Genomic DNA, 25821 nt, shown 5'->3' with positions numbered 1-25821 from the left:
TCGCGCGCATTTTGTTGGCTTGGTCCAAAAGGACCTGGGCCTTCTTTTCGGCGTTGGCACGCTCGCGCCGGCGGGCGCGCTCGTCAGTTTCGCGCTGCTGGAGATACCGCTTCCAGCCCATGTTGTAGTAGTCGATCTGGGCACGGTTGGCGTCGAGGTGGTAGACCTTGTTTACGGTCGCTTCGAGCAGCTCAACGTCGTGGCTGATGACGATCAAGCCGCCTTGGTGGTTCTTAAGGAAGTCACGCAGCCAGCTGATCGAGTCGGCGTCGAGGTGGTTGGTCGGTTCGTCCAGCAGCAGAGTCTCGGCGGACGAGTAGAGGATGCGGGCGAGTTCCACGCGGCGCCGCTGGCCACCGGAGAGGGTCTTCAGCGGCTGGTTCAGGATGCGCTCAGGCAGTGCAAGGTTTGAGGAGATGGCAGCAGCTTCAGCCTCGGCTGCGTATCCGCCCCCCGCCAGGAACTCAGCTTCAAGCCGGTCGTAACGGTTCATGGCCTTGCGCTGGACGGCGGCGTCCTCGCTGGACATCTCGGCCTGGGCCTTCTTAAGCTTGCCGACGACGGCGTCCAGGCCACGGGCCGACAGGATGCGGTCCCGCGCCAGCTGTTCCATGTCCGGGGTGCGCGGGTCCTGTGGGAGGTAGCCGATTTGCCCGCTCCGGGTGACTTTGCCGCCGGCAGGCAGGCCTTCCCCGGCGAGTACACGGGTGAGAGTAGTCTTGCCGGCACCGTTGCGGCCGACAAGTCCGATTTTGTCCCCTTTGTCCACCCTGAAGTTGACCTGGTCCATCAGCAGGCGTGCGCCGGCACGAAGTTCTAGGTCCTGGACGTTAATCAATTCGGGTGATGCCTTTCAACGGGGAACGCCTGCGGCACCGGACAATCCGGTGGAAGCGGCGGGAACTGCTGTGAGAACAGCCTTATCAAGTCTACCGGCAGGCTGGAGGCCAACAAACACGACGGAAATTTCCCGGAACACTGCCCCACTCTCCAAAGAACTGCGGCCGGTCTTTGTGGAGAGGCTCCAAAATGGCCTGCCGCCGCGCTCCGTACCCTCGAAAGAGTGGGCAGTGCCCGCTTAAAACGCACCAACTTTTCCGCAGAGGATCCCCAATGACCCAGACCCATTCCACCAAGGGCCCCGGCGCAGCGGCCCGTCGCCGTTGGAACGCCACCGACCTCGGACTCGTGGCCGTTTTCGCGGCCCTCGTGGCCACCTCCGCCATCGTTCCCGGCATCCCGGTCGGCGCCCTCGGGGTGCCGATCACGCTTGTCACGTTGACGGTGATGCTCAGCGGACTGGTGCTGGGCGCAGGGAGGGGGTTCGCCGCCGTCGGGCTTTATGTCCTGCTCGGACTGGCGGGCCTGCCCATCTTCAGCGGCGGACGCAGCGGACTTGGCATCCTCGCAACACCGTCTGCCGGCTATATCATCGCTTTTCCCTTGGCCGCGGCAGCCACCGGGTACTTGACGTCGTTGATCATCCGCAAGACGGTACGGTTCCGCGCGGCGCTTCTCTTTGCAGCCACCATGGCCAGCAGCGTCCTGATCATCCACGCACTGGGGATCGTGGGCATGATGGTTAACGGCAAGCTTGACCTTCCCAAGGCTTTCCTCGCGGACCTCCCGTTCTATCCGGGAGATATCCTGAAGAATGTCCTCGCGGTGGTTATCGCGGTGGCACTCCATAAGGCATTTCCTGACGTCCTGGTGCGCCGGGTTAAAAGGGCAGGCTCCACTTCTTCATGAACTCCATCAACTTCAGCAACGTCTCAGTCGCCGTCGCAGTAGATGGCAGCGACGCGCCCAAGACGCTGCTGCAGGATGTAAGCCTCGATCTGCGCGAACGACGGATCGGCGTCATCGGGGCCAACGGCTCCGGGAAGTCCACGCTGCTGCGCCTGGTCAATGGGCTCGTGGAGCCGAGCCAAGGATCAGTTGTGGTCCACGGCCACAACACCGTCCACGACGTCCGCAAGGTCAGGGCAAACGTCGGTTTCGTCTTTACCGATCCCCTCTCCCAACTGGTGATGCCAACAGGCCGCGAGGACGTCGAGTTGTCGCTGAGGCGCAGCATCAAAAACAGGCAGGAGCGGGCTTCCCGCGCAGAGTCCGTTCTGGAACGGTTTGGAATCCTGCACCTGGCGGACCAGAGTATCTACGAACTTTCGGGCGGGGAACGGCAACTGCTCGCGCTGGCAGCCGTGCTGGCGGTCGACCCCGCGGTTCTGGTCCTCGACGAGCCTTCCACCCTGCTGGACCTCAGGAACCGCGAATTGCTGCGCCGCACCATGTCCGGCCTGGAGCAACAAGTCATCATGTCCACGCACGATCTGGACCTCGCCGCCGACATGGACCGCGTGTTGGTGGTCGAAGCCGGGAGGATTGTGTTCGACGGCGGTCCGTCCGCTGCGGTGGCACATTACCGTGCGCTGTGCGCGGCGAGCCTGGAGGGTCCGGGCCGATGAGGGGGCACGGCTTCCTGCTGGCGAACTATGTCCGTGGAGATTCGCTTGTCCACCGCACTCCCCTCTGGGCCAAGTTCCTTGTGGTGGCTGCATGCGGCGCTGCTTCTTTCCTGATCGTCGACTGGCTGGTATCCCTGCTGGTCCTGGCACTTTTGTGCGGGATCTTCCTGCTCACGGGGGCCGGCTTCCGGAGGCTCCTGCGGGCTGTATGGCTGGTAGCGCCGATCCTCCTTGTCATCGGGGCATTCCAGTGGTGGCAATTGGGCGGCCCTACGGCTGCACGCATCGTGCTGAACGTTCTGGTGTGCGTGGTGGCGGCGTCCATCCTGACGGCCACTACCCCGGTCCAGGACCTGTTGGACGGAGTGGTCCGGTTGGCCCGGCCCTTCCAGCGCTGGGGCGCGGATCCGGAACGTTTTGCCCTCACCATCGCCATCATGCTCCGGAGTATCCCGTTCATAGCCGGTGCCTTCAGCGATGTGCGGGATGCGGCGCGTGCACGCGGATTGGAACGAAACCCGAAGGCCCTCATCCTGCCGGTGTTCATTAGCACTGTTGCCTATGCGCGGCAGACGGGCGACGCCTTGGCCGCACGGGGCCTCGGCGAAGCCGACGATTACCCGGAACCGCCTCCGGGCCGGGGCTAGAACCGACGGTACTTCACCAAGGCCGCGGTACCCATGCCCCCGGCGATGCTGATCATCGCAATACCCGTGACTTCCCGCTGCCGAAGTTCGTAGTCCCGCCGCGCCTGCGCCAGCAGCCGGGTTACCAGGACCGCGCCCGAGGCGCCGTAGGCATGCCCCAAGGCCAGTGCTCCCCCATCGAGGTTGGCACGTGCAGCGTCAATGCCCAGATGGTCGAGGCAAGCCAGCGTCTGCGAGGCGAAAGCCTCATTGAATTCGACCAGGTCCAGCTGCTCCGGATTCATGCCGTGGCGTGCCAACAACTGCTCCGCCGCGAAAGCTGCCCCGATGCCGAGCAACTGTGGGTCGACCCCTGAAGTGCCGCTGTCCAGGACAAGCAGCCCGTCCTTCACACCCATGAGGCGGGCCCGTCGCAGGGAGGTGACGACGACGGCGGCCGCTGCGTCAGCGTCGAAGCAGGAGTTCGCGGCCGTGACGGAACCTTCCGGTACAAAAGCTGCCGGGAAGCGCGCCATCAGCGCAGGACGAAGGTTGGGCTTGGGGCCGTCGTCCGCGGTTACTGGCCGGCCGTCGACGTCCAAGGGCACTGTTTCGGCAAGGAAGGTGCCTGCAGCTGCCGAAGCGACTGCCCGCTGGTGGCTTCGGAGGGCAAAGTCGTCCTGCCGGTCGCGGCTGATCGCGAAGTGCCGGGCGACGTTCTCGGCCGCCACGCCCATGTCCGGGTCACCGAAGGTAGGCGGCACGAAGGCGGCCCGCGAGTAGAAGTCCAGTCCGCCGTCGTCATTCCTGTGGGCTCGGGCCGGAGCGGTACTGACGCTCTCCACGCCGCCCGCCAGGTACAGTGGATCGCCGCCGGCGGCCACAAGCCGCGAAGCCAGGGCAATGGCGTCCAAACCGGAACCACACTGCCGGTCCACCGTGATGCCGGGGACGGAGACAGGCAGGCCTGCCTGGAGGGCGGCAAACCGGGCCACATTGCCGCCACCGCCCACCGCGTTGCCCATCATGACGTCGTCCACGTCCGCAGGCTCAGCACCCGTTTGTTCCATCAAGGCTGACAACACGGGCGCCAGCAGATCGGCGGCACGGAGTCTCTTCAAGGCGCCGTTCGCCCTGCATACCGGTGTACGGAGCGCGGCGATGATCACCGGCTGGCGGGAGGGGTCGATGTCCGCTAAGCGGTCGTTCTGCCCCGACGCCCCGGACTGGTCAGTGAAGGGGCTGGATGCGGGCATCATGGTTTTTTATCCAGTCCAACAGGAGCGAACGACTGATCTTTCCCCGATCAGTGATGGGCAGTTCGGAAAGGACGTAGTACTGCAGCGGCCATTTGTCCCTGGCCAGCAGACCGTCAAGTCCGGTACGCAATTGCGTCGCAGTGACGGCGCCATAGGCGGGTACGACGGCGGCAATCACCTTTTGGCCGCGGACGTCATCCGGTGCTCCTGCCGCAACGGCCACCTCAATCCCCGGAACCGACGCCAAGGCAAGTTCGACCTCGTGCGGATAAACGTTCTTCCCGGCCGTGATGATCATGTCCGAACGCCGCCCAAGAATGTGGAGCACGCCGCCTTCAAGGTAGCCCTGGTCCCCAACGGTGTACCACCCGTCCAAGCACCGGAGGGCCTGACCGTCGTCACCCCAGAGGTACCCGTTGCTGACCATTCCGCTGCGGACGCTGATGTTGCCGTGTGCGCCGTCCGGCACGGGCACTCCGTCATCATCCAGGATGCTCAGTTCCACCCCCGGGAACGGGCGCCCGATGCCCGTTCCTCCAACGTCCAGAGGTTGACCCGCTGCCAAGCGGGTTCCGGAAACAAAGCTGAGCTCGGACGCTCCGTAGTACTCGTAGAGCGCTGCGTTTGGTGCCCACCTGCGGGCCGCTTCAAGGGTGCGTGCATCCAGCTTGGAACCTGCGCAGATGATGCTGCGGACGCCGGAGGCATCCACGTCGCCGGCCAGGCCGCGTTCGCTCAGCAAACGCAGCATGGTCGGCGTCACGATCAACCGCGTGATGCCGTCGTGGCTGATCGCGGCGTGGGCATCGCCGACGTCAAAGGATTCAAGGGTGTAGAAGGCCGAGCCGGCGTAGAGACACTCTGACAAGGCATAAAGGTTGAGGCTGGAAGAAAGTGGACCTGCGGCGAGGGTGCGGTCGTCTTGCGTGAGACCGAAGAATTCGATGGAGGCGTCGAAGGAAACGCGCCACGAATGCCTCGAACGGGTGAACGCCTTTGGCACCGAGGTGGTTCCGGACGTGAGTCCGACAAGGAACGTCGATGAAGGATCGCCGTCACACAGCACTCCGCCGGAATCCCGGCCCGATCCCGTGATGCGCGAGGCGACTTCGTCGATCATCGCCGGCGGCCACGACGGATCCAGGACCGCGCACCGGCGCTCCCCCGCCAAAGCCGCAGCGTAACGGGCCACGAACTCCGTGGAATTTCGCTCGGCGAGGACCGTGGTGTCGGACGTGGTGGCGAGCAACCCGGTTGCTGCGTCGCGCAACTCCGACCAGGAGAGCCTGCTGCGCCCGACCACCACGGCAGTGTGGTGGGGGCGGTCATCGGCCCACAGTTGAAGGTTGTTCAGGAAAGGCATCCCCGCAATTTTACGGCAGTGTGCGCCATCGGACACCAATAGTGACGTCTATTCTGACTGTATGAGTTTCAATGACGGCGCACAGCTTGATCCATCGCAGGTAGAAGACAGACGCGGCAGCGGGCTGGGCCGTGGGACCAAGATCGGAGGCGGAATCGGTGGCGGGATCGTAGTACTGCTACTGGCGCTCCTTGGCTTCAATCCCAACATCCTTGGGGACCTGGGTGGCGGCAGCCAGCCGCCGGCCATAGAAAGCGGCAGCGGCGGCGGTGTCAACGAATGCCGGACAGGCGCCGACGCCGACAAGCGCCTGGATTGCCGCATCACGGGAACCGTGAACAGCCTCAACGCTTTCTGGCCTACATACCTCGCCGACTACAACGTCCGGTACTCGCAGCCGGGAACCGTAATCTTCGACCAGGCCACCAACACCGGCTGTGGAGCGGCCACGACTGCCGTTGGCCCCTTCTACTGCCCGGCGGACGTTAAGGCCTACTTCGATCCGGGCTTCTTTGACGAACTGGTCACCCGATTCGGTTCCTCCGGCGGGCCACTGGCCCAGGAGTATGTGGTGGCTCATGAGTTTGGACACCACGTGCAGAACATCCTCGGCAACCTGGACCGCGCCCAGCAGGATCCGCAGGGACCGCAGTCCGGAGCCGTTCGCGTGGAACTCCAAGCCGACTGCTACGCAGGGCTCTGGGTCCGCCACGCCTCCTCGCAGGCGGACCCAGCCACGGGCCAGCCCTTCCTGGATCCCATCACGCAGGAAGACCTGCAGGATGCCCTGTCGGCTGCATCCGCCGTCGGCGATGACCGCATCCAGCAAGCGGCCACGGGCAGGGTCTCACCCGAATCCTGGACCCATGGTTCCAGCGAACAGCGGCAGAAGTGGTTCTACCAGGGCTACTCCACCGGCGACATCAACAAGTGCGACACGTTCGGCGTTGCAGTGCCATAGCGGTTGCCACCACGCAAAATGGCTCCGGGCACAATGCCCGGAGCCATTCTTTGTGTCCGCATTCAGCGGAAAGTTTGATCAGATGTTGAAGCCGAGGGCCCGCATCTGGTCTTTGCCGTCGTCGGTGATCCGCTCGGGACCCCATGGCGGCATCCATACCCAGTTCAGGCGCCAGTCATCGACGATGCCGTCCAAGGACTTGCCCACCTGCTCTTCCAACACGTCGGTCAGCGGGCAGGCCGCCGTCGTCAGTGTCATGTCGATCAGGAGCGCGCCGTCTTCATCGGAGTACTTGAGCCCGTAGAGCAGGCCCAGGTCAACGACGTTGACACCGAGTTCGGGGTCGATGACGTCCTTGAGCGCTTCCTCGACGTCCTCGAGGCTGGTGCGCGCAGCGTTGATTTCGGTCATAAGGTGATCCTAACTAGGCCTGAGCGGCAGGAGCAACAGCGACGCCCGAACCTGCGGCGTAGCGATCGTAACCCTCTTCTTCGAGTCGGTCGGCGAGCTCCGGGCCGCCTTCTTCGACAACCCGGCCGTCAACGAATACGTGGACGAAGTCCGGCTTGATGTAGCGCAGGATGCGGGTGTAGTGGGTGATGAGCAGGGTGCCCATGTTGCCCTGTGCATGGGCGCGGTTCACACCTTCGGAGACAACCTTGAGTGCGTCGACGTCAAGGCCGGAGTCAGTCTCATCCAGGACAGCGAACTTCGGCTTGAAGAGCTCGAGCTGAAGGATCTCGACGCGCTTCTTCTCGCCACCGGAGAAGCCTTCGTTGACGTTGCGCTGGGCGAAGTCGGCGTCGATGCGGAGTTCCTGCATGGCAGCCTTGACATCCTTGGTCCAGGTGCGGAGGGCAGGGGCCTCGCCATCGATGGCGGTCTTGGCGGTGCGCAGGAAGTTCGTCATGGTGACGCCCGGAACCTCAACCGGGTACTGCATCGCCAGGAAGACGCCCGCACGGGCACGCTCGTCGACGCTCATTTCCAGGACGTCTTCGCCGTCGAGGGTGATGCTGCCGCTGGTGACCGTGTAACGCGGGTGGCCTGCGATGGTGGAGGCAAGGGTGGACTTGCCCGAGCCGTTCGGCCCCATGATGGCGTGGGTTTCGCCGGTCCTGATGGTCAGGCTGACGCCCTTCAGGATCTCCTTGGTGCCCTGCTCCGTCTCGATGCTGACGTGCAGGTCCTTGATCTCAAGAGTAGACATGCTCTTCTTTCTTTCCGTTCGTAAGTCTGGAGGTACTCGGCGCGCTCAGTAGTTGTTGACCGGGGCGCCGTTCACAACGTTGGTCACGTCCACGTAGACGTCGTCGCCATCGATGGTGACGGCGAAAACGGGGACGGGGTCGTAGGCAGGCAACTGAAGGGGTTGGCCGCTGCGCAGGTCGAACTGGGAACCGTGGCCCCAACATTCGATGGCGCAGCCCTCGACCTCGCCCTCGGACAATGAGATGTCAGCGTGCGAGCAGGTGTCGCCGACGGCGTGGATTTCGCCCATCGAGTCCTTGACGATGGCTACCGGGTAGTCGTCGATCAGGACACGCAACGCCTGCTTGACCTTGATGTCGTTGGCGTTGCAAACCAGTTCGCCCTTGATGTGATCACTCATGTTTGTTCTGTTGCCTGTCGTGTCGGGAGACGCTAGTTGTCTGACGCAGTGAGTTAGTTGTCTGTCGCAGCGAGTTCGCGCTCAACCGCAGCGGTCAGGCGTTCCTCGATGGCCGGGACCTTGATCTTCTGGATGATTTCGTTGAGGAAGCCGCGGACCACGAGCCTGCGGGCAACATCTTCCGGAATACCGCGCGCCATGAGGTAGAACAGGTGCTCATCATCAAAACGGCCGGTGGCGCTGGCATGGCCCGCACCCTCGATGAGGCCGGTTTCGATCTCGAGGTTCGGCACGGAGTCAGCGCGGCAGCCATCGGTCAGGACCAGGTTCTGGTTCTTCTCGTAGCTGTCAGTGCCCTCGGCGTTCTTCTGGATCAGAACGTCGCCAACCCACACGGTGTGCGCACCTTTGCCCTGGAGAGCGCCCTTGTACAGGACGTTCGACACACAGTTGGGCTGCGCGTGGTCAACAAAGGTGCGGTGCTCCAGGTGCTGTCCTGCATCGGCAAAGTAAAGGCCGAAGAGTTCGGCCTCGCCACCGGGGGCGGCAAAGCGTGCCGTCGGCGTAACCCGGACTAGGTCGCCGCCAAGGCTGACCACGATGTGCTTGAACTTGGCATCGCGGCCGATTTTCGCTTGCTGCGACGACGCGTGAACGGAGTCGTCGTTCCATTCCTGCAGGGAAACGACCGTGAGGTCGGCGCCGTCTTCGACGATGATCTCCACGTTCTCGGACACGACTGCGGAGCCTTCATGGCCCAGGACAAGCACGGCCTTGGAGAACTTCTGCGCAACGACAACCACGTGCTGGGCAGCTGCCTCGGTGCCGGCGCCCGCGAGGGTCACCGTGATCTCCGACTCAAGCGACGTCTCCGAAGGAACCGTGATGACCGTGGCTTCCTTGAAGTTTGCCCAGGCGTTGGCGGAAACCCGGTCTTCCGGAATGCCGGCCAGGCCGATGCGCTGGTCATCGCGGCCCACGGTCTCCACCGTGACACCGGCAGGGGCGGACACAGTGGTGGTGGGAGCTGCGCCGGTCAAGGCCTCAGTGTGGAGGCCGCGCAGGCGGCGAAGCGGCGTGAAGCGCCAGTCTTCTTCCAAGCCGGTCAATGCCTTGAAATCGTTCAGTTCATAAGAGGTCAAACGACCGGCCCGGGAGCTGTCCGGAACGCCGACGCCGCCGCCATGCGAATGGCTCTTGGCCGAAGCGCCCGCGAGCGGACCTGCGGAAGGCTGTTCCGCCGTCGAACCTGACGCGTTGATGGGCGAAAGATTCTCGCCCTCCTCCGTGAAGCCGTCGATAAAGGGCTGGGCTGAAGGCGCGCCGATACGGGCCTTTTCGGTAGTGATATCAGTCATTGTTAACCGACGGATCCTTCCATCTGAAGTTCAATCAAGCGGTTCAGCTCAAGGGCGTATTCCATGGGCAGCTCGCGGGCGATCGGCTCAATGAAGCCGCGCACGATCATGGCCATGGCCTCGTCCTCCGGCATGCCGCGGGACATCAGATAGAACAGCTGCTCTTCGCTGACGCGTGAAACGGTGGCTTCGTGGCCCAGTACGACGTCGTCCTCGCGGATGTCGATGTACGGGTAGGTGTCCGAACGGGAGATCGTGTCCACCAGGAGGGCATCACAGCGGACCGTGTTGGCTGAGTGCTTTGCGCCCTCGCGGACCTGGACCAGGCCGCGGTAGGCAGCACGGCCGCCACCGCGGGCCACCGACTTGGAGATGATGGAGCTCTTGGTGTTCGGCGCGATGTGGACCATCTTGGAGCCGGTGTCCTGGTGCTGCCCCTCACCGGCGAAGGCGATGGACAGGGTTTCGCCCTTGGCGTGCTCGCCAACCAGGTAAACCGCCGGGTACTTCATGGTCACCTTGGAACCGATGTTGCCATCGACCCACTCCATGGTGGCGCCTTCTTCGCAGATGGCGCGCTTGGTGACGAGGTTGTACACGTTGTTGGACCAGTTCTGGATGGTCGTGTAGCGGACGCGGGCGCCCTTCTTCACGATGATCTCCACAACGGCCGAGTGCAGTGAATCCGAGGTGTAGATCGGAGCCGTGCAACCCTCGATGTAGTGCACGTAGGAGTCTTCGTCCGCGATGATCAGCGTACGTTCGAACTGGCCCATGTTCTCCGTGTTGATGCGGAAGTAGGCCTGCAGCGGGATCTCTACGTGGACACCCTTGGGCACGTAAACGAAGGAACCGCCGGACCAGACCGCGGTGTTCAACGAAGCGAACTTGTTGTCACCCACCGGAATGACCGTGCCGAAGTACTCCTGGAAGATTTCCGGGTGCTCCTTCAGTGCGGTATCCGTGTCCAGGAAGATGACGCCCTGGGCTTCCAGGTCCTCACGGATCTGGTGGTAGACAACCTCGGACTCGTACTGGGCGGCCACACCGGAAACGAGGCGGCTGCGCTCAGCTTCGGGGATGCCGAGCTTCTCGTAGGTGTTCCGGATGTCCTCCGGGAGGTCTTCCCACGTTGCAGCCTGCTTCTCCGTAGACCGGACGAAGTACTTGATGTTGTCGAAGTCGATGCCGGAGAGGTCTGCACCCCAAGTAGGCATGGGCTTGCGATCGAAGTACTTCAGGCCCTTCAGGCGCAGGTCGAGCATCCATTCGGGCTCGCTCTTCTTCTCGGAGATGTCACGGACAACCTCCTCGCTCAGGCCACGGCGGGCATTTGCGCCGACGTCGTTCTTGTCGGCCCAGCCGTATTCGTAGTTGCCGATACCGTGCAACTCGGGATTCTTTTCCAGAATCTCCGAGATCACAGTGCCGTCAGCTACTGCCTTCTCTGCTGTTCCTTCAGCTAATTGACCCGTCATCACGGCCTTTCTTGCTGGTTGTTTGATTCCTGGGACGGGCTTCCCGCCGGCACTGCAGTGCCGGGGAGCACTGTGGCCGAGGGGCGCCCGGTAGGTATATGGGTGGTGCAGACGTGACCGCCTTGCGCCAAAGTGGACAGCCGGCGCACGTCGACGCCCACCAAACGGGAAAACACTTTGGTCTCCGTATCGCAGAACACCGGGAATTCGGCAGCCAGTTGCTGGATTGGGCAATGGCCCTGGCACAACTGGACGCTGGAGAATTCGGCGGGCAACGGAGCTTTGGCTTCAATCGAGTGTGCCGACGCTACGTAGCCGTCGCGGCTGAGTGCCTGGGACAGTGCCATGGCGCGCGAGGTGATGTCGTCCCCGGCAGCTTCCACCTCGGGTGCGTAGCGGCTCTCCAGCTCAGCGAAACGTTCTTCCGCATACTCACGGACGGCGTCTGCTCCGGCAATGGCCTCAAGCTTCCGCAGGGCCGAGCTTGCGATGTTCAGGTAATCGTCCCCGAGCTTTGACTGGCCCTGGGAACTGAGGACATAGCGGCGTGCCGGGCGACCGGCGCCGGAGCCTGCCTTCGCTACCCGCTTCACCTCTATGACGCCGTTGCGCTCAAGGTGGTCGAGGTGCCTCCTGACAGCCGCCGGCGTGAAACCGAGTAGATCGCCCAGTTCGGCGGCGCTGACCGGACCGTTTTCGAGCACGGCGCTGAGCACGCGGTCGCGCGTGCGATCTTCAGCGTCCGGCAGCGCGGGAGCCGCCATGGGGGCTCCGGCTGGTGCCGCATGCCGCTTTGATGGCATGGAAACGGGGGTGCTCACGGAATACACAACATAATCATGTCGTAATTTGTTTCCGGTCTCTAGTAAGGCGAGACTGACCTCACCTTCCCAACCGCATGTGACCGTACTACTTCGCGTAGAATACTTTGGTGCGATCCACCGACTCCCCTGTCCTCAGCATAGACGGACTCGTCAAGGATGTGGGCCCCCTGGCCTCCCTCGACGGCAAGATGCTCCGTGTAGTGAGTGACCTTTCCCTTGTGGCCGGTCGCGGCGAAATCACCGCGCTCCTGGGTGCCAACGGGGCCGGTAAGACCACCACCCTGGAATGCGCACAAGGACTGCAAAAACGCACCGGGGGCACCATCTCCCTCCTTGGCCAGGATCCTGATACCGCAGGTGCGGAACTGAGGTCCCGCGTCGGCGTGATGCTCCAGGACGGCGGCCTCCCGCCGTCGGCCCGTCCCCTGCCGCTGCTGCGGCATATTGCCGGCATGTACCAAAAGCCCATGGAGCTGGGCCGCCTTGTTGACCGTTTGGGCATCGACCAGTTCAGCCGGACGTCCGTGCGCCGCCTCTCCGGTGGGCAGAAGCAGCGGCTGGCCCTGGCGGCAGCCCTGGTGGGCAACCCCGAGATCCTCTTCCTCGACGAGCCGAGCGCCGGACTGGATCCGCAGTCGCGCCAGATCGTCTTCGAGCTCATTGCCGAGCTCCGCGACGCCGGCATGGGAATTGTCCTGACGACCCATTTGATGGATGACGCGGAACGGTTGGCCGATTACGTCTACATCATCGACGGCGGCCACAACGTCGCCGAAGGCACTGTCGCGGAGTTGCTGGCCCAGGAGCATTCAGCGGATATCGCTGACAGGACCCTGTACTTCGACATTCCGCCAGGGCTCGAACTGGGAGCTGCCCTCAGTGCCGGACTGCAGGTGACGCAAACCCGTGCGGGAAGTTTTACCGTCAGCGGGGCACTAACACCGGCGGACCTGGCTTCGCTGGCAGCCTGGTGGGCGGAAAAGGACATCTTGCCTGCATCGCTTCGCCTTGAGGCACGGAGCCTCGAGGACGTATTCCTGGATATCTCCGGAAGGGATCTTCGATGAGCCCGCTCCTCGGCACCAATGCCGGTCCCGCATCCCTGACGCGACGCATCCTGCAGCAGGGACGCTACGAGACCATCACCATGCTCCGCAACGGCGAGCAACTCATCCTGGCCATCATCCTGCCGCTCCTTGCATTGCTTGGATTGGTTGTCACGCCGCTGCTGGACGGTTTGGGCGGTGCGCGTGTGGACATCGCCACCCCCGGCATCCTTGCCCTCTGCGCCATGTCCACGGCGTTCACCGGACAAGGAATCGCCACCGGCTTCGACCGCCGCTACGGGGTACTTCGGTTCCTTTCCACCACTCCCCTGGGTCGCGGCGGGCTCATCGCCGGCAAGATCCTCGCGGTGTTGGTGGTGTTGTTCCTCCAGGTGGTGGTGGTCGGCGTCATCGCAGCGTTCCTGGGGTGGCAACCCCACCCGTCCGGTTGGCTTCCCGGGCTCGCGATCCTGGTTTTGGGCGCCGCGGCTTTCACGGCCCTGGGCCTCCTGGTAGCGGGCACCGTCCGTCCCGAGGCAACGCTGGCCATCACCAACTTGTTGTGGATCCTGCTGGGCGCACTGGGCGGCATTGTGGTTCCCGCCGAACGCTTGCCGGGCCTCGCCCAGGCCATCGCGCATTTCCTGCCCTCCGGGGCGTTGGGAGAAGCACTCCGGGACGCTTTCCAGTACGGATTGGTACCCGTCCCCGCCGTCGTAGTCCTCTTGCTGTGGACGGTTCTTGCCGGAGCCGCAGCCATCCGCTGGTTCAAGTGGAACTGACCCCGGAAGAATCGAGAATCCTGTGAGCACGGCATCGCGCCTACCAAAGACCGTACAGCGGCTTACGTCCAAGCTGCCCACGGAGGTGAACCGCACCGTACGCCGCCTGGCGGTCCTCTCCTTGATCGGCCAGACAGTCCTTGTAGTCACCGGCGGAGCCGTGCGCCTGACCGCATCCGGGCTGGGCTGCCCTACCTGGCCGCGTTGCACCGATGACTCCCTGGTCAACACCCCTGAGATGGGCATTCATGGCTTCATTGAGTTCGGCAACAGGCTCCTGACGTTCGCCCTTGCCGCGGTAGCCGCGTTGATGCTCGTCTACTTGTGGAACCTCCGCAAGGAACGCCGGGACCTCTTCCTGCTTGCCTTGGGCCTGCTCGCAAGCATCCCTGCGCAAGCAATCATCGGTGGCATCACGGTCCTTTCCGGCCTCAACCCGTGGGTGGTCGGGTTGCATTTCCTCGTCTCCATGGCGCTGGTTGTTGTTGCCACGCTCCTGGTCAACAGGGCATTTGGCCGGACCGGGCAGTTCATGAACAGGACGCTTGCACCGCTCCCGTCCATCCTCCGTCCCGCGATGATGGCCGTCCTGGTCTTCTCCACCATCGCGGTCATGCTCGGCGTGGTGGTGACGGGTGCCGGCCCCCACGCCGGCGACGCCGACGCTCCCCGGAACAACCTCGACTGGGACCTGTTCTCCCACATCCATGCCATCCCGGCCTACGTCATCACGGCTGGCTCGCTGTTCGCCGTCTACCTGGTGTTGCGGCACAAAATCAGCGGCCCCTTCCGTACGGCTGCCTTCCTCATGCTCGCGGTCACAGCTCTCCAGGCCGTCATTGGCTTCACGCAGTACTACAACGGCATCCCCGCGCTGCTGGTGGGTGCCCACATGCTGGGTGCGGCACTGCTCATGAGTGCCTCGACCAACGCTGCAGACCTCGCCAAGGCCAGCCCCGTTAAGTAGCCGGAGGCGCCCTGTAACTCGGGCGTTCCTCTTTCATGTCCCGTCGGGTTTCGGGGGTTCCTCTGTCACTTCCCGTCGGGGTTTTGGGCGTTCCTCTGTCACGTACCGTCGGGCTTTGGGTGTTCCTCTGTCATGTCCCGTCGGGTTTCGGGGGTTCCTCTGTCACGTCCCGTCGGGGTTTCCGAGGATGCTCTCCCATGACGTAGACGGGACTTGGGCAACTGCATCCGGGGGGGCTTCCGGCAGGGCTTCAAATTCGAGGTGGAATTCTTGGCACATATGCTCAGCATGCGGGACGGCTTGGGGTCTGATCTCGGGCGGTCATCACGAAAACTCACGCCGGAGTGCCGGCGTCGGGCTTTTTACGTTGCCGGCGTCTGGGCGACATGACCGGACGGCCTCAGTCGCAGAGGATGTGGCTAAGTGCCTTGGGATGTGCCAGAGAAAACGGCCACCCGGGTTGGGATGTGAAAGAGGAAACGGCTACCCGGGTTGGGATGTGAAAGAGGAAACGGCTACCCGGGTTGGGATGTGGGAGAGGAAACGGCTACCCGGGTTGGGATGTGGGAGAGGAAACGGCCACCCGGGTTGGGATGTGGGAGAGGAAACGGCCACCCGGGCTGGGATATGAAAGAGGAACGTTGGGCGCGGGCAACAACAAAGCCCGACGTCGACGCTCAGGGGCGAGCGTCGACGTCGGGGTGTGGCGGGTTGGGCCGCTTTAGGCGACTAGCCGCCGATGAGGGGTGAACCGACGAACGGGTCGACGGCCAAGGCGATGAAGAGCAGTGTCAGGTAGCTGATGGAGCCGTGGAAAACCTTCATTGCGCCCTTGTTGGAGACGTCCCCGCCCTGTGCCCGTTTGTAGAGGGCGTGGCTTTCGTAGAGGAACCAGGCGCCGGTGGCAACGGCCGCGATGGTGTAAACCCACCCTGCTCCACCCACCGGAATCATCAGCAGCGAGCAGGCCACCATGGCCCAGGCGTAAAGGACAACCTGCACCGAGACGACCTTGGCGCCCGCAATCGCCCCGAGCATGGGGACCTTGGCGTTCCGGTAGTCCTCGCCGTAGCGCATGGACAGCGGCCAATAGTGCGGCGGAGTCCACAGGAAAATCACCATGAACAGTACAATGGCCGGCCACTCAACGGTGTTGGTGACTGCGGACCATGCGATGAGGACAGGGAAACAACCTGCCGCGCCTCCCCAGACGATGTTCTGGGCGGTGCGGCGCTTGAGGATCATCGTGTAGATGACCACGTAGAAAACGATCGCGCCGAGGCCCAGCCAAGCGGAGAGCGGGTTGGCGCCGAACCACAGGATGGCGATGGAGGCCGCACCGAGGAGCCATGCGAAGACAATCGCTTCACGCGGGCTGACCTCACCGGTGACCAACGGCCGCTTCTCCGTGCGGTGCATGAGTTTGTCGATATCGCGGTCGATGTAGCAGTTGAACACGCCTGCGCTGCCGGCAGCGAAGGCACCACCCACGAGGGTTGCCAGCATGAGCCCGATCGACGGGAATCCCCGCTGGGCAAAGATCATGGTGGGCAACGTGCTCACCAAAAGGAGTTCTATGACGCGCGGTTTGGTGAGAGCCAGATACGCCTTGAGCTTGCGGGAAAATCCAATGCTCCCCCGGGCCGGGGTCGCGTTGACGGGCGTATCAGTTGTGCTCACGACGGCAGTCACTCTGTTCTATGCTCTCGGGGTTTGCGCAGCGGCAGCGTCCTGATTCGCGGAATGAACCGCGGGCGCGCGAGCCGCTGGAGGCCTCCAAATATCATACCGTGGCCGGAAGCGGGCCCATGTCCGCAAAATACGCCAATGTTTCTGACTCTTCACTACCGGCTGACGCCATGGTGATTCATAAAAGCTGTTTTTCTGTCCAGTTAGTGGGATTTCCTGAGCTTTGGACCACATTTAGGGCTAAGCTGTGAAGCAGATCAGCGCGCGTCGATCTTCCGGGAAACCGTATTCTCGGACTGTCCGTGTGTCTGGAAGAAAGATCAACGTTTCAATGGTGAACGGCTGGTAGACACATTGCAGCGGGCGCCATCTGAGCTTCCTGCGCGGTCGTGTATCCGCTATCCCGCCGTCAGCACAGAGAGGGGCTCGGTTTTCGTGCCACATTTGGAAGAGCAAGAACTGTCCTGGACCGATCTGGACCAGAAGGCTGTTGACACCGTTCGCGTGTTGGCTGCCGACGCTGTGGAGAAGGTCGGGAACGGCCACCCGGGTACGGCCATGAGCCTGGCGCCCGCGGCTTACCTGCTTTTCCAGAAGCTGATGCGCCACGACCCCAAGAACCCTGAGTGGATTGGCCGCGACCGGTTCATCCTCTCCCCCGGCCACACTTCGCTGACGCTCTACATCCAGTTGTTCCTCTCGGGTTACGGCCTGGAACTGAAGGACCTTGAGGCGTTGCGTACCTGGGGCTCCCTGACCCCGGGCCACCCCGAGTACAAGCACACCGCAGGCGTGGAAATCACCACCGGCCCGCTGGGCCAGGGCCTCGCGTCCTCGGTCGGGTTCGCTTACTCCCAGCGCCGCCAGCGCGGCCTGTTCGACGCCGATGCTCCCGCCGGCGAGTCGCCGTTCGACCACACCATCTGGGTCATCGCTTCCGACGGCGACCTGCAGGAAGGCGTGACCTCCGAGGCTTCCTCGCTGGCCGGCCACCAGGAACTGGGCAACCTCGTAGTGATCTACGACGAGAACCACATCTCGATCGAAGACGACACCGACGTTGCATTCACCGAGGACGTTCTGAAGCGTTACGAAGCTTACGGCTGGCACACCCAGCGGGTGGACTGGACCAAGACCGGCGAGTACGTCGAAGATGTCCAGGAACTCTACTCGGCCCTGCTGAAGGCCAAGGCAGAGACCACCAAGCCGTCCATCATCTCGCTGCGCACCATCATCGGTTACCCGGCCCCGAAGAAGCAGAACACCGGCAAGATCCACGGTTCGGCCCTCGGTGCCGAAGAGGTTGCCGCTCTTAAGACCGTTCTTGGCTTTGATCCTGCGAAGTCCTTCGAGGTCGATGAAGAGGTTCTCGCCCACGCCCGCAAGGTTGTTGAGCGTGGTTCCGAAGAGCGCGCTGCCTGGCAGAGCAAGTTCGAGGCATGGCAGGCGTCCAACCCGGATGGTGCCGCACTCCTGGAGCGCATCGAGGCAAAGAAGCTGCCCGTGGGCATCGACGCAGCCCTGCCGGTGTTCGAGGCGGGCAAGGACGTTTCCACCCGTGCAGCTTCGGGCAAGGTCCTGAACGCGATCGGCCCGGTCCTCCCGGAACTCTGGGGCGGTTCTGCCGACCTCGCCGAGTCCAACAACACCACGATCGAGGGCTCGCCGTCGTTCATCCCCACCTCGCGTTCCACCGACGCCTGGAAGGGCAACCCCTACGGCCGTGTGCTGCACTTCGGTATCCGCGAGCACGCTGCTGCCTCGATTGTGAACGGCATCGCCCTGCATGGCCGCACCCGTGCGTTCTCCGGCACGTTCCTGATCTTCTCCGACTACCAGCGCCCGGCCATCCGCCTCGGCGCGCTGATGGGTGTTCCCTCGCTGTACGTGTGGACGCACGACTCCATCGGCCTGGGCGAAGACGGCCCCACCCACCAGCCTGTGGAGCAGCTCGCTTCGCTGCGCGCCATCCCGGGCCTGGATGTTGTCCGCCCGGGCGACGCCAACGAGGTTGCCGCAGCCTGGAAGGTCATGCTCGAGAACCACGAGAACCCGGCAGGCATCGTCCTGACCCGCCAGAACATCCCCACGTACGCACGTGGTGAAGGTGAAGCCAGCGGTGACACGTTCGCGTCCACCGCCGGCGTGGCAAAGGGCGGCTACGTCCTGGCCGAAGCCTCCAAGGGCGGCGAAACGGTTGACGCCCAGGTGATCCTGATCGGCACCGGTTCCGAGGTCCAGCTCGCCGTCGCAGCCCGCGAAGCCCTCCAGTCCGAAGGCATCGCCACCCGCGTTGTCTCCATGCCGTGCGTTGAGTGGTTCAACAAGCAGGACGAGGCATACCGCGAGTCCGTCCTTCCGTCCGACGTGAAGGCACGCGTTTCCGTCGAAGCCGGCCTTGCCCAGGGATGGCGCGAATTCGTTGGGGACGCCGGCCGTTCCATCAGCCTTGAGCACTTCGGCGCCTCCGCCGACTACAAGCGGCTCTTCACGGAGTTCGGCATCACCGCCGAAGCCGTTGCAGCCGCTGCCAAAGACTCGCTCGCAGCCGTCAACGCATAACTGACTGCGAACTTCGAAGGAGATAAAAGACATGACCAGCACTCCCACGCAGCAACTCTCCGACGCCGGCGTTTCCATCTGGCTCGATGACCTCTCCCGCACCCGCCTGGACACTGGCACGCTGCAGAAGCTCATCGACGAGAAGAACGTCGTTGGCGTAACCACCAACCCGTCCATCTTCCATGCCGCGATCACCGCCGGCACGGACTACGATGCGACCATCGCAGCGAAGGCTGCAGAGGGTGCCAGCGTTGAAGAAACAATCTTCGCCATCACCACCACCGACGTCGCCGACGCCTGCGACCTCTTCGCACCTGTCGCTGCCGCCACCAACGGTGTCGACGGCCGCGTTTCCATCGAGGTGGACCCCCGCCTCGCTTGGGACACGGAAGGCACGATCGCCGAAGCGAAGCAGCTGTACGCCACGGTGAATAAGGACAACGTCCACATCAAAATCCCCGCCACGCTCGAGGGCCTCGAGGCCATCACGGCCGTCCTGGCCGAGGGCATCAGCGTCAACGTGACCCTGATCTTCTCCCTGGAGCGTTACCGGGCCGTCATCAACGCTTTCCAGTCCGGCTTGGAGCAGGCGAAGGAAAACGGACACGACCTCTCCAAGATCCACTCGGTGGCATCCTTCTTCGTCTCCCGCGTGGACACCGAGATCGACAAGCGCCTGGACGCCATCGGCACCGAAGAGGCCAAGGCACTCAAGGGCAAGGCCGGCGTGGCCAACGCCCGTCTTGCCTACCAGGTCTACGAAGAGCTGTTCTCCACCGAACGCTGGGCAGTTCTGGCCGAGGCCGGAGCCCTTCCCCAGCGTCCGCTGTGGGCCTCCACAGGCGTCAAGGATCCGGCCTACCCGGATACCCTCTACGTCACCGAGCTTGTTGCCCCCGGGGTCGTCAACACCATGCCGGAGAAGACCCTCGACGCAACCTTCGACCACGGCGTGGTTACCGGGGACACCGTGACCGGTACCTACGAAGAGGCCAACAGCACCCTTGATGCCCTCGAGAAGCTCGGCGTTTCCTACAACGACGTCGTGGCCCTCCTTGAGTCCGAAGGTCTGGATAAGTTCGTGGCCAGCTGGAAGGAACTGCTGGCCGACGTCGAAGGCGCACTTGCAACTGCACGGAAGGCTTCCTAACCAACAATGAGCACAATCAGCTTTGACGCCAGCGGTGCCGCACAGCAGGCAATCGCCAAGCACATTGACAGCCTGGTCGAAGACCGGATTGCCACGCGGATTTTCGCGAAGGACCACACGTTGTGGGGCCCGGACGCGGAGTCGGAGTCGGCCATCCGCCTGGGATGGGTTGAGGCTCCGGCCGTATCCCAGCCCCTGGTAGGCCAGATCCTGGAACTGCGTGATGCCCTCCGCGCCGAAGGCGTCTCCCATATTGTCCTTTGCGGCATGGGCGGTTCCTCTCTGGCGCCGGAGGTCATTGCCGGCACCGCTGGCGTCGAGCTGACTGTTCTCGACAGCACCGACCCCGAGCAGGTTGGTGCTGCCCTTACAGACCGGTTGGCGGAAACGGCGATCGTCGTTTCTTCCAAGTCCGGTTCCACTGTTGAGACCGATTCCCAGCGACGGGTCTTCGAAAAGGCGTTCAACGACGCCGGCCTGGACGCCAAGAGCCGGATCATCATTGTGACGGACCCCGGTTCACCCTTGGACAAAGCCTCGCGGGAGGCGGGTTACCGTGCGGTGTTCAACGCGGATCCGAACGTTGGCGGACGTTTCTCGGCCCTGACGGCCTTCGGCCTCGTGCCCTGCGGCCTCGCCGGCGTCGACATCCAGGCCTTCCTCGACGAAGCCGAAGAAGCCGCTGAAGTGCTCAACGAGGACTCCGCGGACAACATCGGCCTGTCCCTGGGCGTCGCTCTGGGTGGAACCACTCCCCTGCGCAACAAGATTGTCATTGCTGAGGACGGCTCCGGCATTGTCGGTTTCGCGGACTGGGCAGAGCAGCTTATCGCCGAATCAACCGGCAAGCTCGGCACCGGCGTACTTCCCGTAGTGGCGGGTCCGGACTCCCCGGAAGCCCGGGGTGGCGCTGAGGACGTCCTGGTCGTCAGGCTTGTGGATGCCGATGCCGATGTTGAACTGCGTGAGAACGAGGTCGCCATTGCCGGCGGCCTGGCGACCGAGATGTTTGTTTGGGAATTTGCCACCGCCGTCGCCGGCCGCCTTTTGGGCATCAACCCGTTTGACCAGCCCGACGTCGAAGCAGCCAAGGTGGCTGCCCGCGGCTTGCTGGACGCCCGCCCGGAGCCGACGCCGGCTGCTTTCACCGATGGTGCCGTTGAGGTCCGCGGCGGTGAGTGGTTGGGCCAGGCGGCTACCGTCAGCGAGGCCGTGCAGGCGCTGCTGAACCAGCTGGGACCTGATGGGTACCTGAGCGTTCAGGCCTACCTTGACCGCATCAGCCACGCGCCCCTCGAAGGCATCCGTGAGGAGCTTGCCGCTGTGAGCGGACGTCCGGTGACCTTTGGGTGGGGACCCAGGTTCCTGCACTCCACCGGCCAGTTCCACAAGGGCGGCCCCGCGATCGGCGTGTTCCTGCAGGTCACTGCGGCATCCTCCACTGATCTTGAAATTCCTGAGCGCCCGTTTACCTTCGGGGAACTTATCTCCGCCCAGGCATCGGGCGATGCCCAGGTCCTCGAAGGACACGGCCGGTCCGTCCTTCGCTTGCACCTCACAGAGCGTGCAGCAGGCGTGGCACAACTCCAGGACGTCGTCGCTGCTTTGGCCGGCCAGGCCAGCGCACTCGAAAGCTAAGGCACAAAAGCAAACATGCCAGAAACTGAAAACGGCAGGAAGAACGCCGGCCTGCGCAATCCGTTGCGTGATCCGCGGGACCGCCGCCTGAACCGCATTGCCGGGCCGTCGTCGTTGGTGTTCTTCGGGGTTACCGGTGACTTGGCCCGGAAGAAATTGATGCCGGCCGTCTATGACTTGGCCAACCGTGGGTTGTTGCCTCCGAGTTTTGCGTTGGTGGGTTTCGGTCGTCGGGATTGGGATGATGCTGACTTCGCGGCCGAGGTGAAGGAAAACGTCAGGGCCCACGCGCGGACGAAGTTTGACGAGGCGGTGTGGGAGCAGCTTGCTTCCGGTATCCGTTTCGTCAAGGGTGAGTTCGACGACGACGACGCGTTCGAGCGCCTCGGGGATGTCCTGGACGAGCTCGATCAGACCCGGGGTACCCGCGGCAACCATGGCTTCTATCTCTCGATCCCGCCGAAGGCCTTCGAGCAGGTCTGCCGGCAGCTGTCCAAGCACGGGTTGGCGCAGGCCAGGCCCGGGCAGTGGCGGCGTGTAGTCATCGAGAAGCCGTTCGGTCATGACCTCGAATCGGCGCGGGCGCTCAATGACATTGTGGAGTCGGTGTTCCCGCCGGATGCGGTGTTCCGGATCGATCACTACCTGGGCAAGGAAACAGTCCAGAACATCCTGGCGTTGCGTTTTGCGAACCAGTTGTTCGAGCCGTTGTGGAACGCGAACTACGTTGACCACGTGCAGATCACCATGGCCGAGGACATCGGCACCGGCGGCCGCGCAGGCTATTACGACGGTGTGGGCGCGGCCCGTGACGTGATCCAGAACCACCTCCTGCAGCTCCTGGCCTTGACTGCGATGGAAGAACCTATCTCGTTCAATGCCGATGATTTGCGGGCGGAGAAGGAAAAGGTCCTCGCTGCGGTGAAGTTGCCCGAGGACCTGTCCACGCATTCAGCGCGGGGACAGTTCACCGGTGGTTGGCAGGGCGGTGAGGAAGTCCTGGGCTATCTGGATGAGGACGGCATCCCCGCCGATTCCAAGACCGAAACGTATGCCGCGATCCGGGTGGACATCAATACGCGGCGGTGGGCCGGTGTGCCTTTCTACTTGCGCGCAGGCAAGCGCCTGGGCCGACGCGTGACGGAGATCGCCGTGGTCTTCAAACGCGCCCCGAACCTGCTCTTCCGTGACCACGCCGAGGACGACTTCGGGCAGAACGCTGTGGTGATCCGGGTCCAGCCTGATGAGGGTGCCACGATTCGTTTCGGGTCCAAGGTCCCGGGCACGCAGATGGAAGTGCGTGACGTGACCATGGACTTCGGCTACGGGCATTCCTTCACCGAGTCGTCCCCCGAGGCGTATGAGCGGCTGATCCTGGACGTGCTGCTCGGTGAGCCGCCGTTGTTCCCCCGGCACCAGGAAGTGGAGTTGTCCTGGAAGATCCTTGACCCGTTCGAGGAGTACTGGGCCGGGCTGGACGAACAACCGCAACCTTACGCACCGGGCAGTTGGGGACCGGCTTCGGCCGATGAGCTCCTGGCCCGTGACGGACGAACCTGGAGAAGGCCATGATCGTAGATCTTCCCGATACAACCACCTCGAAGATTTCCAAGAAGATCACCTCGTTGCGTGAGCAGGGCGGGGTGATCGCGCTGGGCCGGGTGCTGACGCTGGTGGTGGTGACCAAGTCCGGGCAGGAAGAAGAAGCCATCGAGGCCGCGAACGAAGCCTCCCGGGAGCACCCCTGCCGGATCATCGTGCTGGCCGACGCCGGAGCGCAGGCCCCGGACCGGTTGGACGCGCAGATCCGTGTCGGTGGCGACGCGGGCGCCTCGGAAGTGATCGTGCTGCGCGGGTACGGTCAGATGGCCCACGAAAGCGAGTCCCTGGTGGCTGCGCTGCTGCTCCCGGACGCCCCGATCGTGGCCTGGTGGCCGAACGGGGCACCCGAAAGCGCGTGTGAGACCTCCATCGGAGCGATCGCGCACCGCCGGATCACCGACTCCGCAAACGAACCGGACCCCGCCCAGGCCCTGGAGAACATCCGCCGAACCTACAAGGCCGGCGACACCGACCTCGCCTGGACCCGACTGACCAACTGGCGCATCCAACTCGCTGCGGTGCTGGACCAGGTGGACAGCGATCCCGTGTCGGCCATCGCCGTTGAAGGCGCGTCGGATTCACCCAGCACGCTCCTGCTGGCGGCGTGGTTGACCTTGGCGCTGCAGGCACCGGTCACTATTGTGGCCGACCCCGCAGGAACGGGCATTCGGCGGGTGCGGTTGACGCGGGCCAGCGGCGACGTGCAGTTGTTCCGGCCGGGCCTGTCCGTGGCGGAACTGACCCAGCCGGGACAGCCTGCCCAGCGCATTGCCCTTCCGCGCCGCAGCCTCAAGGACTGCCTCGCAGAAGAACTCCGCCGGCTCGACCCCGACGAAGTCTTCGGAGAAGTGATTACGATGGGACTTCCACTTACCAGTCAAAGGAGAGTCCAGACCAGTGCGCGCTGAGCCAAGAGTTAGCATCCACCCCGACTCCAAGGTTCTGATGGCAGCCATTGCGGCACGCCTCATCACCAAGCTTGTGGACGTCCAGGACAAGCACGGCGAAGCTACGGTGGTCCTCACCGGCGGAACCGTCGGTATCGGCACGCTGAAGGCCGTGGCGGAGTCGGCCGCGGCTCCGGCAGTCGACTGGTCCCGGGTGAATTTCTGGTGGGGGGATGAACGTTTTGTGCCCGCCGACAGCGAGGACAGGAACACGCGTCAGGCCTACCAGGCTCTGTTGGCACATCTGCCCGTAGATCCGAACCGGGTCCACGAACCTGGCTCGTCTGACGATTTTGCGACTGCCGACGAAGCTGCCCAGGATTACGCAGCCAAGCTCAAGGAAGCAGCGGAAGCCGAGCACGCAGCCGACATGTCAGATGATCGTCCGGAAGAGCCCGCAGCACTCCCCCGCTTCGACGTCTTGCTGCTGGGTGTCGGTCCGGATGCGCATGTGGCTTCCCTCTTCCCGGAACAGGGTGCAATCAGGGAGAAGAGCCGAACGGTAGTGGGGGTCGAGAACTCGCCGAAGCCGCCGCCGTCGCGTATTTCGCTGACGCTCCCCGCCATCAACACCGCCCAGGAAATCTGGATGGTGGTTGCGGGCGAGGACAAGGCCGGCGCGGTAGGCCTGGCCTTGGCCGGTGCCAATCCAGTACAGGTGCCCGCAGCAGGCCCCGTGGGCCAAGCCAGGACACTGTGGCTTATCGATGAGAATGCGGCTTCACGCGTCCCCCAGCAGCTGGTCCGGAAGGACCCCGCGGGCGCGTAGGCGTTCAAGCGCTCCGGCCAAGACCTTTTCCGCGTCCTGGCTGGAGCGTCTTTCTTTAACGTAGTCCAGGTGCGACTTGAAAATCTCGTCCTCGGAACGTGCCGAAGCCGGGTGCAGCGGATCCCTGGAGGCGGGTAGCCCGCACTTCGGGCAATCCCAGCTCACTGGTATCTGATCTTCGGGCAGCTTAAGAAAAACAAGCCGCGTCTCGTGTCCCTTGGCGCACCAATAGGGAACACGAATACGCGGCAGTTGTTCTCCATCACTATGATCACTGTGATTTCTGGGAGGCGACCCCTGGGCTACGCCCACCCGGGTGCCCCGGTAACCTTGCGTGCCATGAACCATTTCGATCCCCTAGCGACTCGGTGATCGGCCTGAAAGGCCAGTAGGCCTTTCAGGCCGACACGCTCAGTCTAATGCCAGGGCGCGGACGGCGGCACCCTTCGGATGAAGGCTAGGAATCCCCACCGGAGGTGAAGCGCATGATCAGGCCCAGCCCGATGATCACCACACCCCACGTAACACCCAGGATGATGGTAAACCTGTTCAGGTTCCGCTCAGCGACGCCGGACGAACTCAGCCCGGAACTCATGCCACCGCCGAACATATCCGACAAGCCGCCACCGCGGCCCTTGTGCAGGAGGATGAGCAAGGTCAGCAGGAGGCTGGTGATGCCCAGCAGGATCTGCAGGATGACTTGAAGAACGTCCACGACGG

The 25821-nt window shown here is 63.5% G+C and carries 25 protein-coding genes; 13 read left to right on the top strand and 12 right to left on the bottom strand.

Going from position 1 to position 25821, the window contains the following annotated elements; all coding sequences use genetic code 11:
- Positions 1 to 838 (bottom strand): ATP-binding cassette domain-containing protein (locus tag AUR_RS18665; RefSeq protein WP_164888704.1); only part of this gene is annotated, 838 nt, incomplete at its 3' end.
- A 275-nt stretch (positions 839 to 1113) separates the two neighbouring features.
- On the opposite strand from AUR_RS18665, the gene AUR_RS18660 reads away from it, so the two are divergent.
- The 3 genes from AUR_RS18660 to AUR_RS18650 are packed head-to-tail and all read left to right on the top strand — an operon-like array spanning position 1114 to position 3115.
- A complete protein-coding gene (locus tag AUR_RS18660) occupies positions 1114 to 1749 on the top strand; it encodes a biotin transporter BioY (protein ID WP_062096856.1) in 636 nt (211 codons plus the stop codon).
- A complete protein-coding gene (locus AUR_RS18655) occupies positions 1746 to 2468 on the top strand; it encodes an energy-coupling factor ABC transporter ATP-binding protein (protein WP_062096855.1) in 723 nt (240 codons plus the stop codon). Before AUR_RS18660 ends, AUR_RS18655 begins: the two co-directional genes overlap by 4 nt.
- Positions 2465 to 3115 (top strand): energy-coupling factor transporter transmembrane component T family protein, encoded by a 651-nt coding sequence (locus AUR_RS18650; RefSeq protein ID WP_062096854.1) that lies wholly within the window; start codon positions 2465 to 2467, stop codon positions 3113 to 3115. The genes AUR_RS18655 and AUR_RS18650 overlap by 4 nt, the downstream gene beginning before the upstream one ends.
- Here AUR_RS18650 and AUR_RS18645 read toward each other — a convergent pair.
- Together AUR_RS18645 and AUR_RS18640 are read right to left on the bottom strand one after the other, a co-directional pair.
- A complete protein-coding gene (locus tag AUR_RS18645) occupies positions 3112 to 4350 on the bottom strand; it encodes a thiolase family protein (protein WP_079941623.1) in 1239 nt (412 codons plus the stop codon). The two genes, AUR_RS18650 and AUR_RS18645, sit on opposite strands and share 4 nt — an antisense overlap.
- Positions 4325 to 5716, bottom strand: coding sequence for a class I adenylate-forming enzyme family protein (locus tag AUR_RS18640; RefSeq protein ID WP_062096853.1), 1392 nt, complete (start codon positions 5714 to 5716; stop codon positions 4325 to 4327). The genes AUR_RS18645 and AUR_RS18640 overlap by 26 nt, the downstream gene beginning before the upstream one ends.
- Positions 5717 to 5777: 61 nt before the next feature.
- On the opposite strand from AUR_RS18640, the gene ypfJ reads away from it, so the two are divergent.
- Positions 5778 to 6677, top strand: coding sequence for a KPN_02809 family neutral zinc metallopeptidase (gene ypfJ / locus AUR_RS18635; RefSeq protein ID WP_021470429.1), 900 nt, complete (start codon positions 5778 to 5780; stop codon positions 6675 to 6677).
- 78 nt (positions 6678 to 6755) lie between these two features.
- Here ypfJ and AUR_RS18630 read toward each other — a convergent pair whose 3' ends face one another.
- From AUR_RS18630 to AUR_RS18605, 6 genes are read right to left on the bottom strand one after another with little or no spacing between them, the layout of a single operon-like run.
- Positions 6756 to 7088 (bottom strand): metal-sulfur cluster assembly factor, encoded by a 333-nt coding sequence (locus AUR_RS18630; protein ID WP_021470428.1) that lies wholly within the window; start codon positions 7086 to 7088, stop codon positions 6756 to 6758.
- A 13-nt stretch (positions 7089 to 7101) separates the two neighbouring features.
- The gene (gene sufC / locus AUR_RS18625) at positions 7102 to 7887 is read right to left on the bottom strand and encodes a Fe-S cluster assembly ATPase SufC (RefSeq protein ID WP_021470427.1); all 786 of its coding nucleotides are present in this window, start codon (positions 7885 to 7887) and stop codon (positions 7102 to 7104) included.
- A 45-nt stretch (positions 7888 to 7932) separates the two neighbouring features.
- On the bottom strand, positions 7933 to 8289 hold the full coding sequence (locus tag AUR_RS18620; protein WP_021470426.1) for a non-heme iron oxygenase ferredoxin subunit: 357 nt from the start codon (positions 8287 to 8289) through the stop codon (positions 7933 to 7935).
- Positions 8290 to 8342: 53 nt separating this feature from the next.
- The gene (gene sufD, locus AUR_RS18615; RefSeq protein WP_021470425.1) at positions 8343 to 9647 is read right to left on the bottom strand and encodes a Fe-S cluster assembly protein SufD; all 1305 of its coding nucleotides are present in this window, start codon (positions 9645 to 9647) and stop codon (positions 8343 to 8345) included.
- A 2-nt stretch (positions 9648 to 9649) separates the two neighbouring features.
- The gene (gene sufB, locus AUR_RS18610; protein WP_021470424.1) at positions 9650 to 11125 is read right to left on the bottom strand and encodes a Fe-S cluster assembly protein SufB; all 1476 of its coding nucleotides are present in this window, start codon (positions 11123 to 11125) and stop codon (positions 9650 to 9652) included.
- On the bottom strand, positions 11125 to 11928 hold the full coding sequence (locus AUR_RS18605) for a helix-turn-helix transcriptional regulator (RefSeq protein WP_031215925.1): 804 nt from the start codon (positions 11926 to 11928) through the stop codon (positions 11125 to 11127). The genes sufB and AUR_RS18605 overlap by 1 nt, the downstream gene beginning before the upstream one ends.
- 128 nt (positions 11929 to 12056) lie before the next feature.
- Here AUR_RS18605 and AUR_RS18600 point away from each other — a divergent pair, with 128 nt between their 5' ends.
- From AUR_RS18600 to AUR_RS18590, 3 genes are read left to right on the top strand one after another with little or no spacing between them, the layout of a single operon-like run.
- Positions 12057 to 13016: an ABC transporter ATP-binding protein gene (locus tag AUR_RS18600; protein ID WP_062096852.1), complete on the top strand. Its 960-nt coding sequence runs from the start codon at positions 12057 to 12059 to the stop codon at positions 13014 to 13016.
- Positions 13013 to 13777, top strand: a complete 765-nt coding sequence (locus tag AUR_RS18595; RefSeq protein ID WP_062096851.1) for an ABC transporter permease — start codon at positions 13013 to 13015, stop codon at positions 13775 to 13777. Before AUR_RS18600 ends, AUR_RS18595 begins: the two co-directional genes overlap by 4 nt.
- A 22-nt stretch (positions 13778 to 13799) precedes the next feature.
- Positions 13800 to 14744: a COX15/CtaA family protein gene (locus AUR_RS18590; protein ID WP_021470420.1), complete on the top strand. Its 945-nt coding sequence runs from the start codon at positions 13800 to 13802 to the stop codon at positions 14742 to 14744.
- A gap of 729 nt (positions 14745 to 15473) precedes the next feature.
- On the opposite strand, the gene AUR_RS18585 is transcribed toward AUR_RS18590, so the two are convergent.
- On the bottom strand, positions 15474 to 16436 hold the full coding sequence (locus tag AUR_RS18585) for a heme o synthase (RefSeq protein ID WP_021470418.1): 963 nt from the start codon (positions 16434 to 16436) through the stop codon (positions 15474 to 15476).
- Between the two features lie 441 nt (positions 16437 to 16877).
- On the opposite strand from AUR_RS18585, the gene tkt reads away from it, so the two are divergent.
- The 6 genes from tkt to pgl are packed head-to-tail and all read left to right on the top strand — an operon-like array spanning position 16878 to position 25101.
- Positions 16878 to 18995 (top strand): transketolase, encoded by a 2118-nt coding sequence (gene tkt, locus AUR_RS18580; protein WP_062096850.1) that lies wholly within the window; start codon positions 16878 to 16880, stop codon positions 18993 to 18995.
- 31 nt (positions 18996 to 19026) lie between these two features.
- Positions 19027 to 20145, top strand: coding sequence for a transaldolase (gene tal, locus AUR_RS18575; protein WP_062096849.1), 1119 nt, complete (start codon positions 19027 to 19029; stop codon positions 20143 to 20145).
- 6 nt (positions 20146 to 20151) lie between these two features.
- Positions 20152 to 21783: a glucose-6-phosphate isomerase gene (locus tag AUR_RS18570; protein WP_062096848.1), complete on the top strand. Its 1632-nt coding sequence runs from the start codon at positions 20152 to 20154 to the stop codon at positions 21781 to 21783.
- 15 nt (positions 21784 to 21798) lie between these two features.
- The gene (gene zwf, locus AUR_RS18565; RefSeq protein ID WP_021470414.1) at positions 21799 to 23355 is read left to right on the top strand and encodes a glucose-6-phosphate dehydrogenase; all 1557 of its coding nucleotides are present in this window, start codon (positions 21799 to 21801) and stop codon (positions 23353 to 23355) included.
- A complete protein-coding gene (locus tag AUR_RS18560; RefSeq protein ID WP_062096847.1) occupies positions 23352 to 24293 on the top strand; it encodes a glucose-6-phosphate dehydrogenase assembly protein OpcA in 942 nt (313 codons plus the stop codon). Before zwf ends, AUR_RS18560 begins: the two co-directional genes overlap by 4 nt.
- Positions 24283 to 25101, top strand: a complete 819-nt coding sequence (pgl, locus tag AUR_RS18555) for a 6-phosphogluconolactonase (protein WP_082694504.1) — start codon at positions 24283 to 24285, stop codon at positions 25099 to 25101. Before AUR_RS18560 ends, pgl begins: the two co-directional genes overlap by 11 nt.
- On the opposite strand, the gene AUR_RS18550 is transcribed toward pgl, so the two are convergent.
- Positions 25054 to 25449: an RNA polymerase-binding protein RbpA gene (locus tag AUR_RS18550; RefSeq protein WP_079941385.1), complete on the bottom strand. Its 396-nt coding sequence runs from the start codon at positions 25447 to 25449 to the stop codon at positions 25054 to 25056. The genes pgl and AUR_RS18550 overlap by 48 nt on opposite strands.
- 109 nt (positions 25450 to 25558) lie before the next feature.
- On the bottom strand, positions 25559 to 25816 hold the full coding sequence (gene secG / locus AUR_RS18545; protein ID WP_021470411.1) for a preprotein translocase subunit SecG: 258 nt from the start codon (positions 25814 to 25816) through the stop codon (positions 25559 to 25561).
- Positions 25817 to 25821: the final 5 nt, after the last annotated feature.

This window comes from Paenarthrobacter ureafaciens, from assembly GCF_004028095.1.
Classification (GTDB): Bacteria; Actinomycetota; Actinomycetes; order Actinomycetales; family Micrococcaceae; genus Arthrobacter; species Arthrobacter ureafaciens.
The sequence above is the reverse complement of the archived record's forward strand: the minus strand, read 5'-3'. Positions and strand labels throughout refer to the sequence as shown.

Excerpts from the sequence above, each read along its gene's own strand:
- AUR_RS18660 (WP_062096856.1), top strand. The coding sequence starts at position 1,114 with ATGACCCAGACCCATTCCACCAAGGGCCCCGGCGCAGCGGCCCGTCGC.
- AUR_RS18655 (WP_062096855.1), top strand. The coding sequence starts at position 1,746 with ATGAACTCCATCAACTTCAGCAACGTCTCAGTCGCCGTCGCAGTAGAT.
- AUR_RS18650 (WP_062096854.1), top strand. The coding sequence starts at position 2,465 with ATGAGGGGGCACGGCTTCCTGCTGGCGAACTATGTCCGTGGAGATTCG.
- AUR_RS18645 (WP_079941623.1), bottom strand. The coding sequence starts at position 4,350 with ATGCCCGCATCCAGCCCCTTCACTGACCAGTCCGGGGCGTCGGGGCAG.
- AUR_RS18640 (WP_062096853.1), bottom strand. The coding sequence starts at position 5,716 with ATGCCTTTCCTGAACAACCTTCAACTGTGGGCCGATGACCGCCCCCAC.
- ypfJ (WP_021470429.1), top strand. The coding sequence starts at position 5,778 with ATGAGTTTCAATGACGGCGCACAGCTTGATCCATCGCAGGTAGAAGAC.
- AUR_RS18630 (WP_021470428.1), bottom strand. The coding sequence starts at position 7,088 with ATGACCGAAATCAACGCTGCGCGCACCAGCCTCGAGGACGTCGAGGAA.
- sufC (WP_021470427.1), bottom strand. The coding sequence starts at position 7,887 with ATGTCTACTCTTGAGATCAAGGACCTGCACGTCAGCATCGAGACGGAG.
- AUR_RS18620 (WP_021470426.1), bottom strand. The coding sequence starts at position 8,289 with ATGAGTGATCACATCAAGGGCGAACTGGTTTGCAACGCCAACGACATC.
- sufD (WP_021470425.1), bottom strand. The coding sequence starts at position 9,647 with ATGACTGATATCACTACCGAAAAGGCCCGTATCGGCGCGCCTTCAGCC.
- sufB (WP_021470424.1), bottom strand. The coding sequence starts at position 11,125 with ATGACGGGTCAATTAGCTGAAGGAACAGCAGAGAAGGCAGTAGCTGAC.
- AUR_RS18605 (WP_031215925.1), bottom strand. The coding sequence starts at position 11,928 with ATGCCATCAAAGCGGCATGCGGCACCAGCCGGAGCCCCCATGGCGGCT.
- AUR_RS18595 (WP_062096851.1), top strand. The coding sequence starts at position 13,013 with ATGAGCCCGCTCCTCGGCACCAATGCCGGTCCCGCATCCCTGACGCGA.
- tal (WP_062096849.1), top strand. The coding sequence starts at position 19,027 with ATGACCAGCACTCCCACGCAGCAACTCTCCGACGCCGGCGTTTCCATC.
- AUR_RS18570 (WP_062096848.1), top strand. The coding sequence starts at position 20,152 with ATGAGCACAATCAGCTTTGACGCCAGCGGTGCCGCACAGCAGGCAATC.
- zwf (WP_021470414.1), top strand. The coding sequence starts at position 21,799 with ATGCCAGAAACTGAAAACGGCAGGAAGAACGCCGGCCTGCGCAATCCG.
- AUR_RS18560 (WP_062096847.1), top strand. The coding sequence starts at position 23,352 with ATGATCGTAGATCTTCCCGATACAACCACCTCGAAGATTTCCAAGAAG.
- AUR_RS18550 (WP_079941385.1), bottom strand. The coding sequence starts at position 25,449 with ATGGTTCATGGCACGCAAGGTTACCGGGGCACCCGGGTGGGCGTAGCC.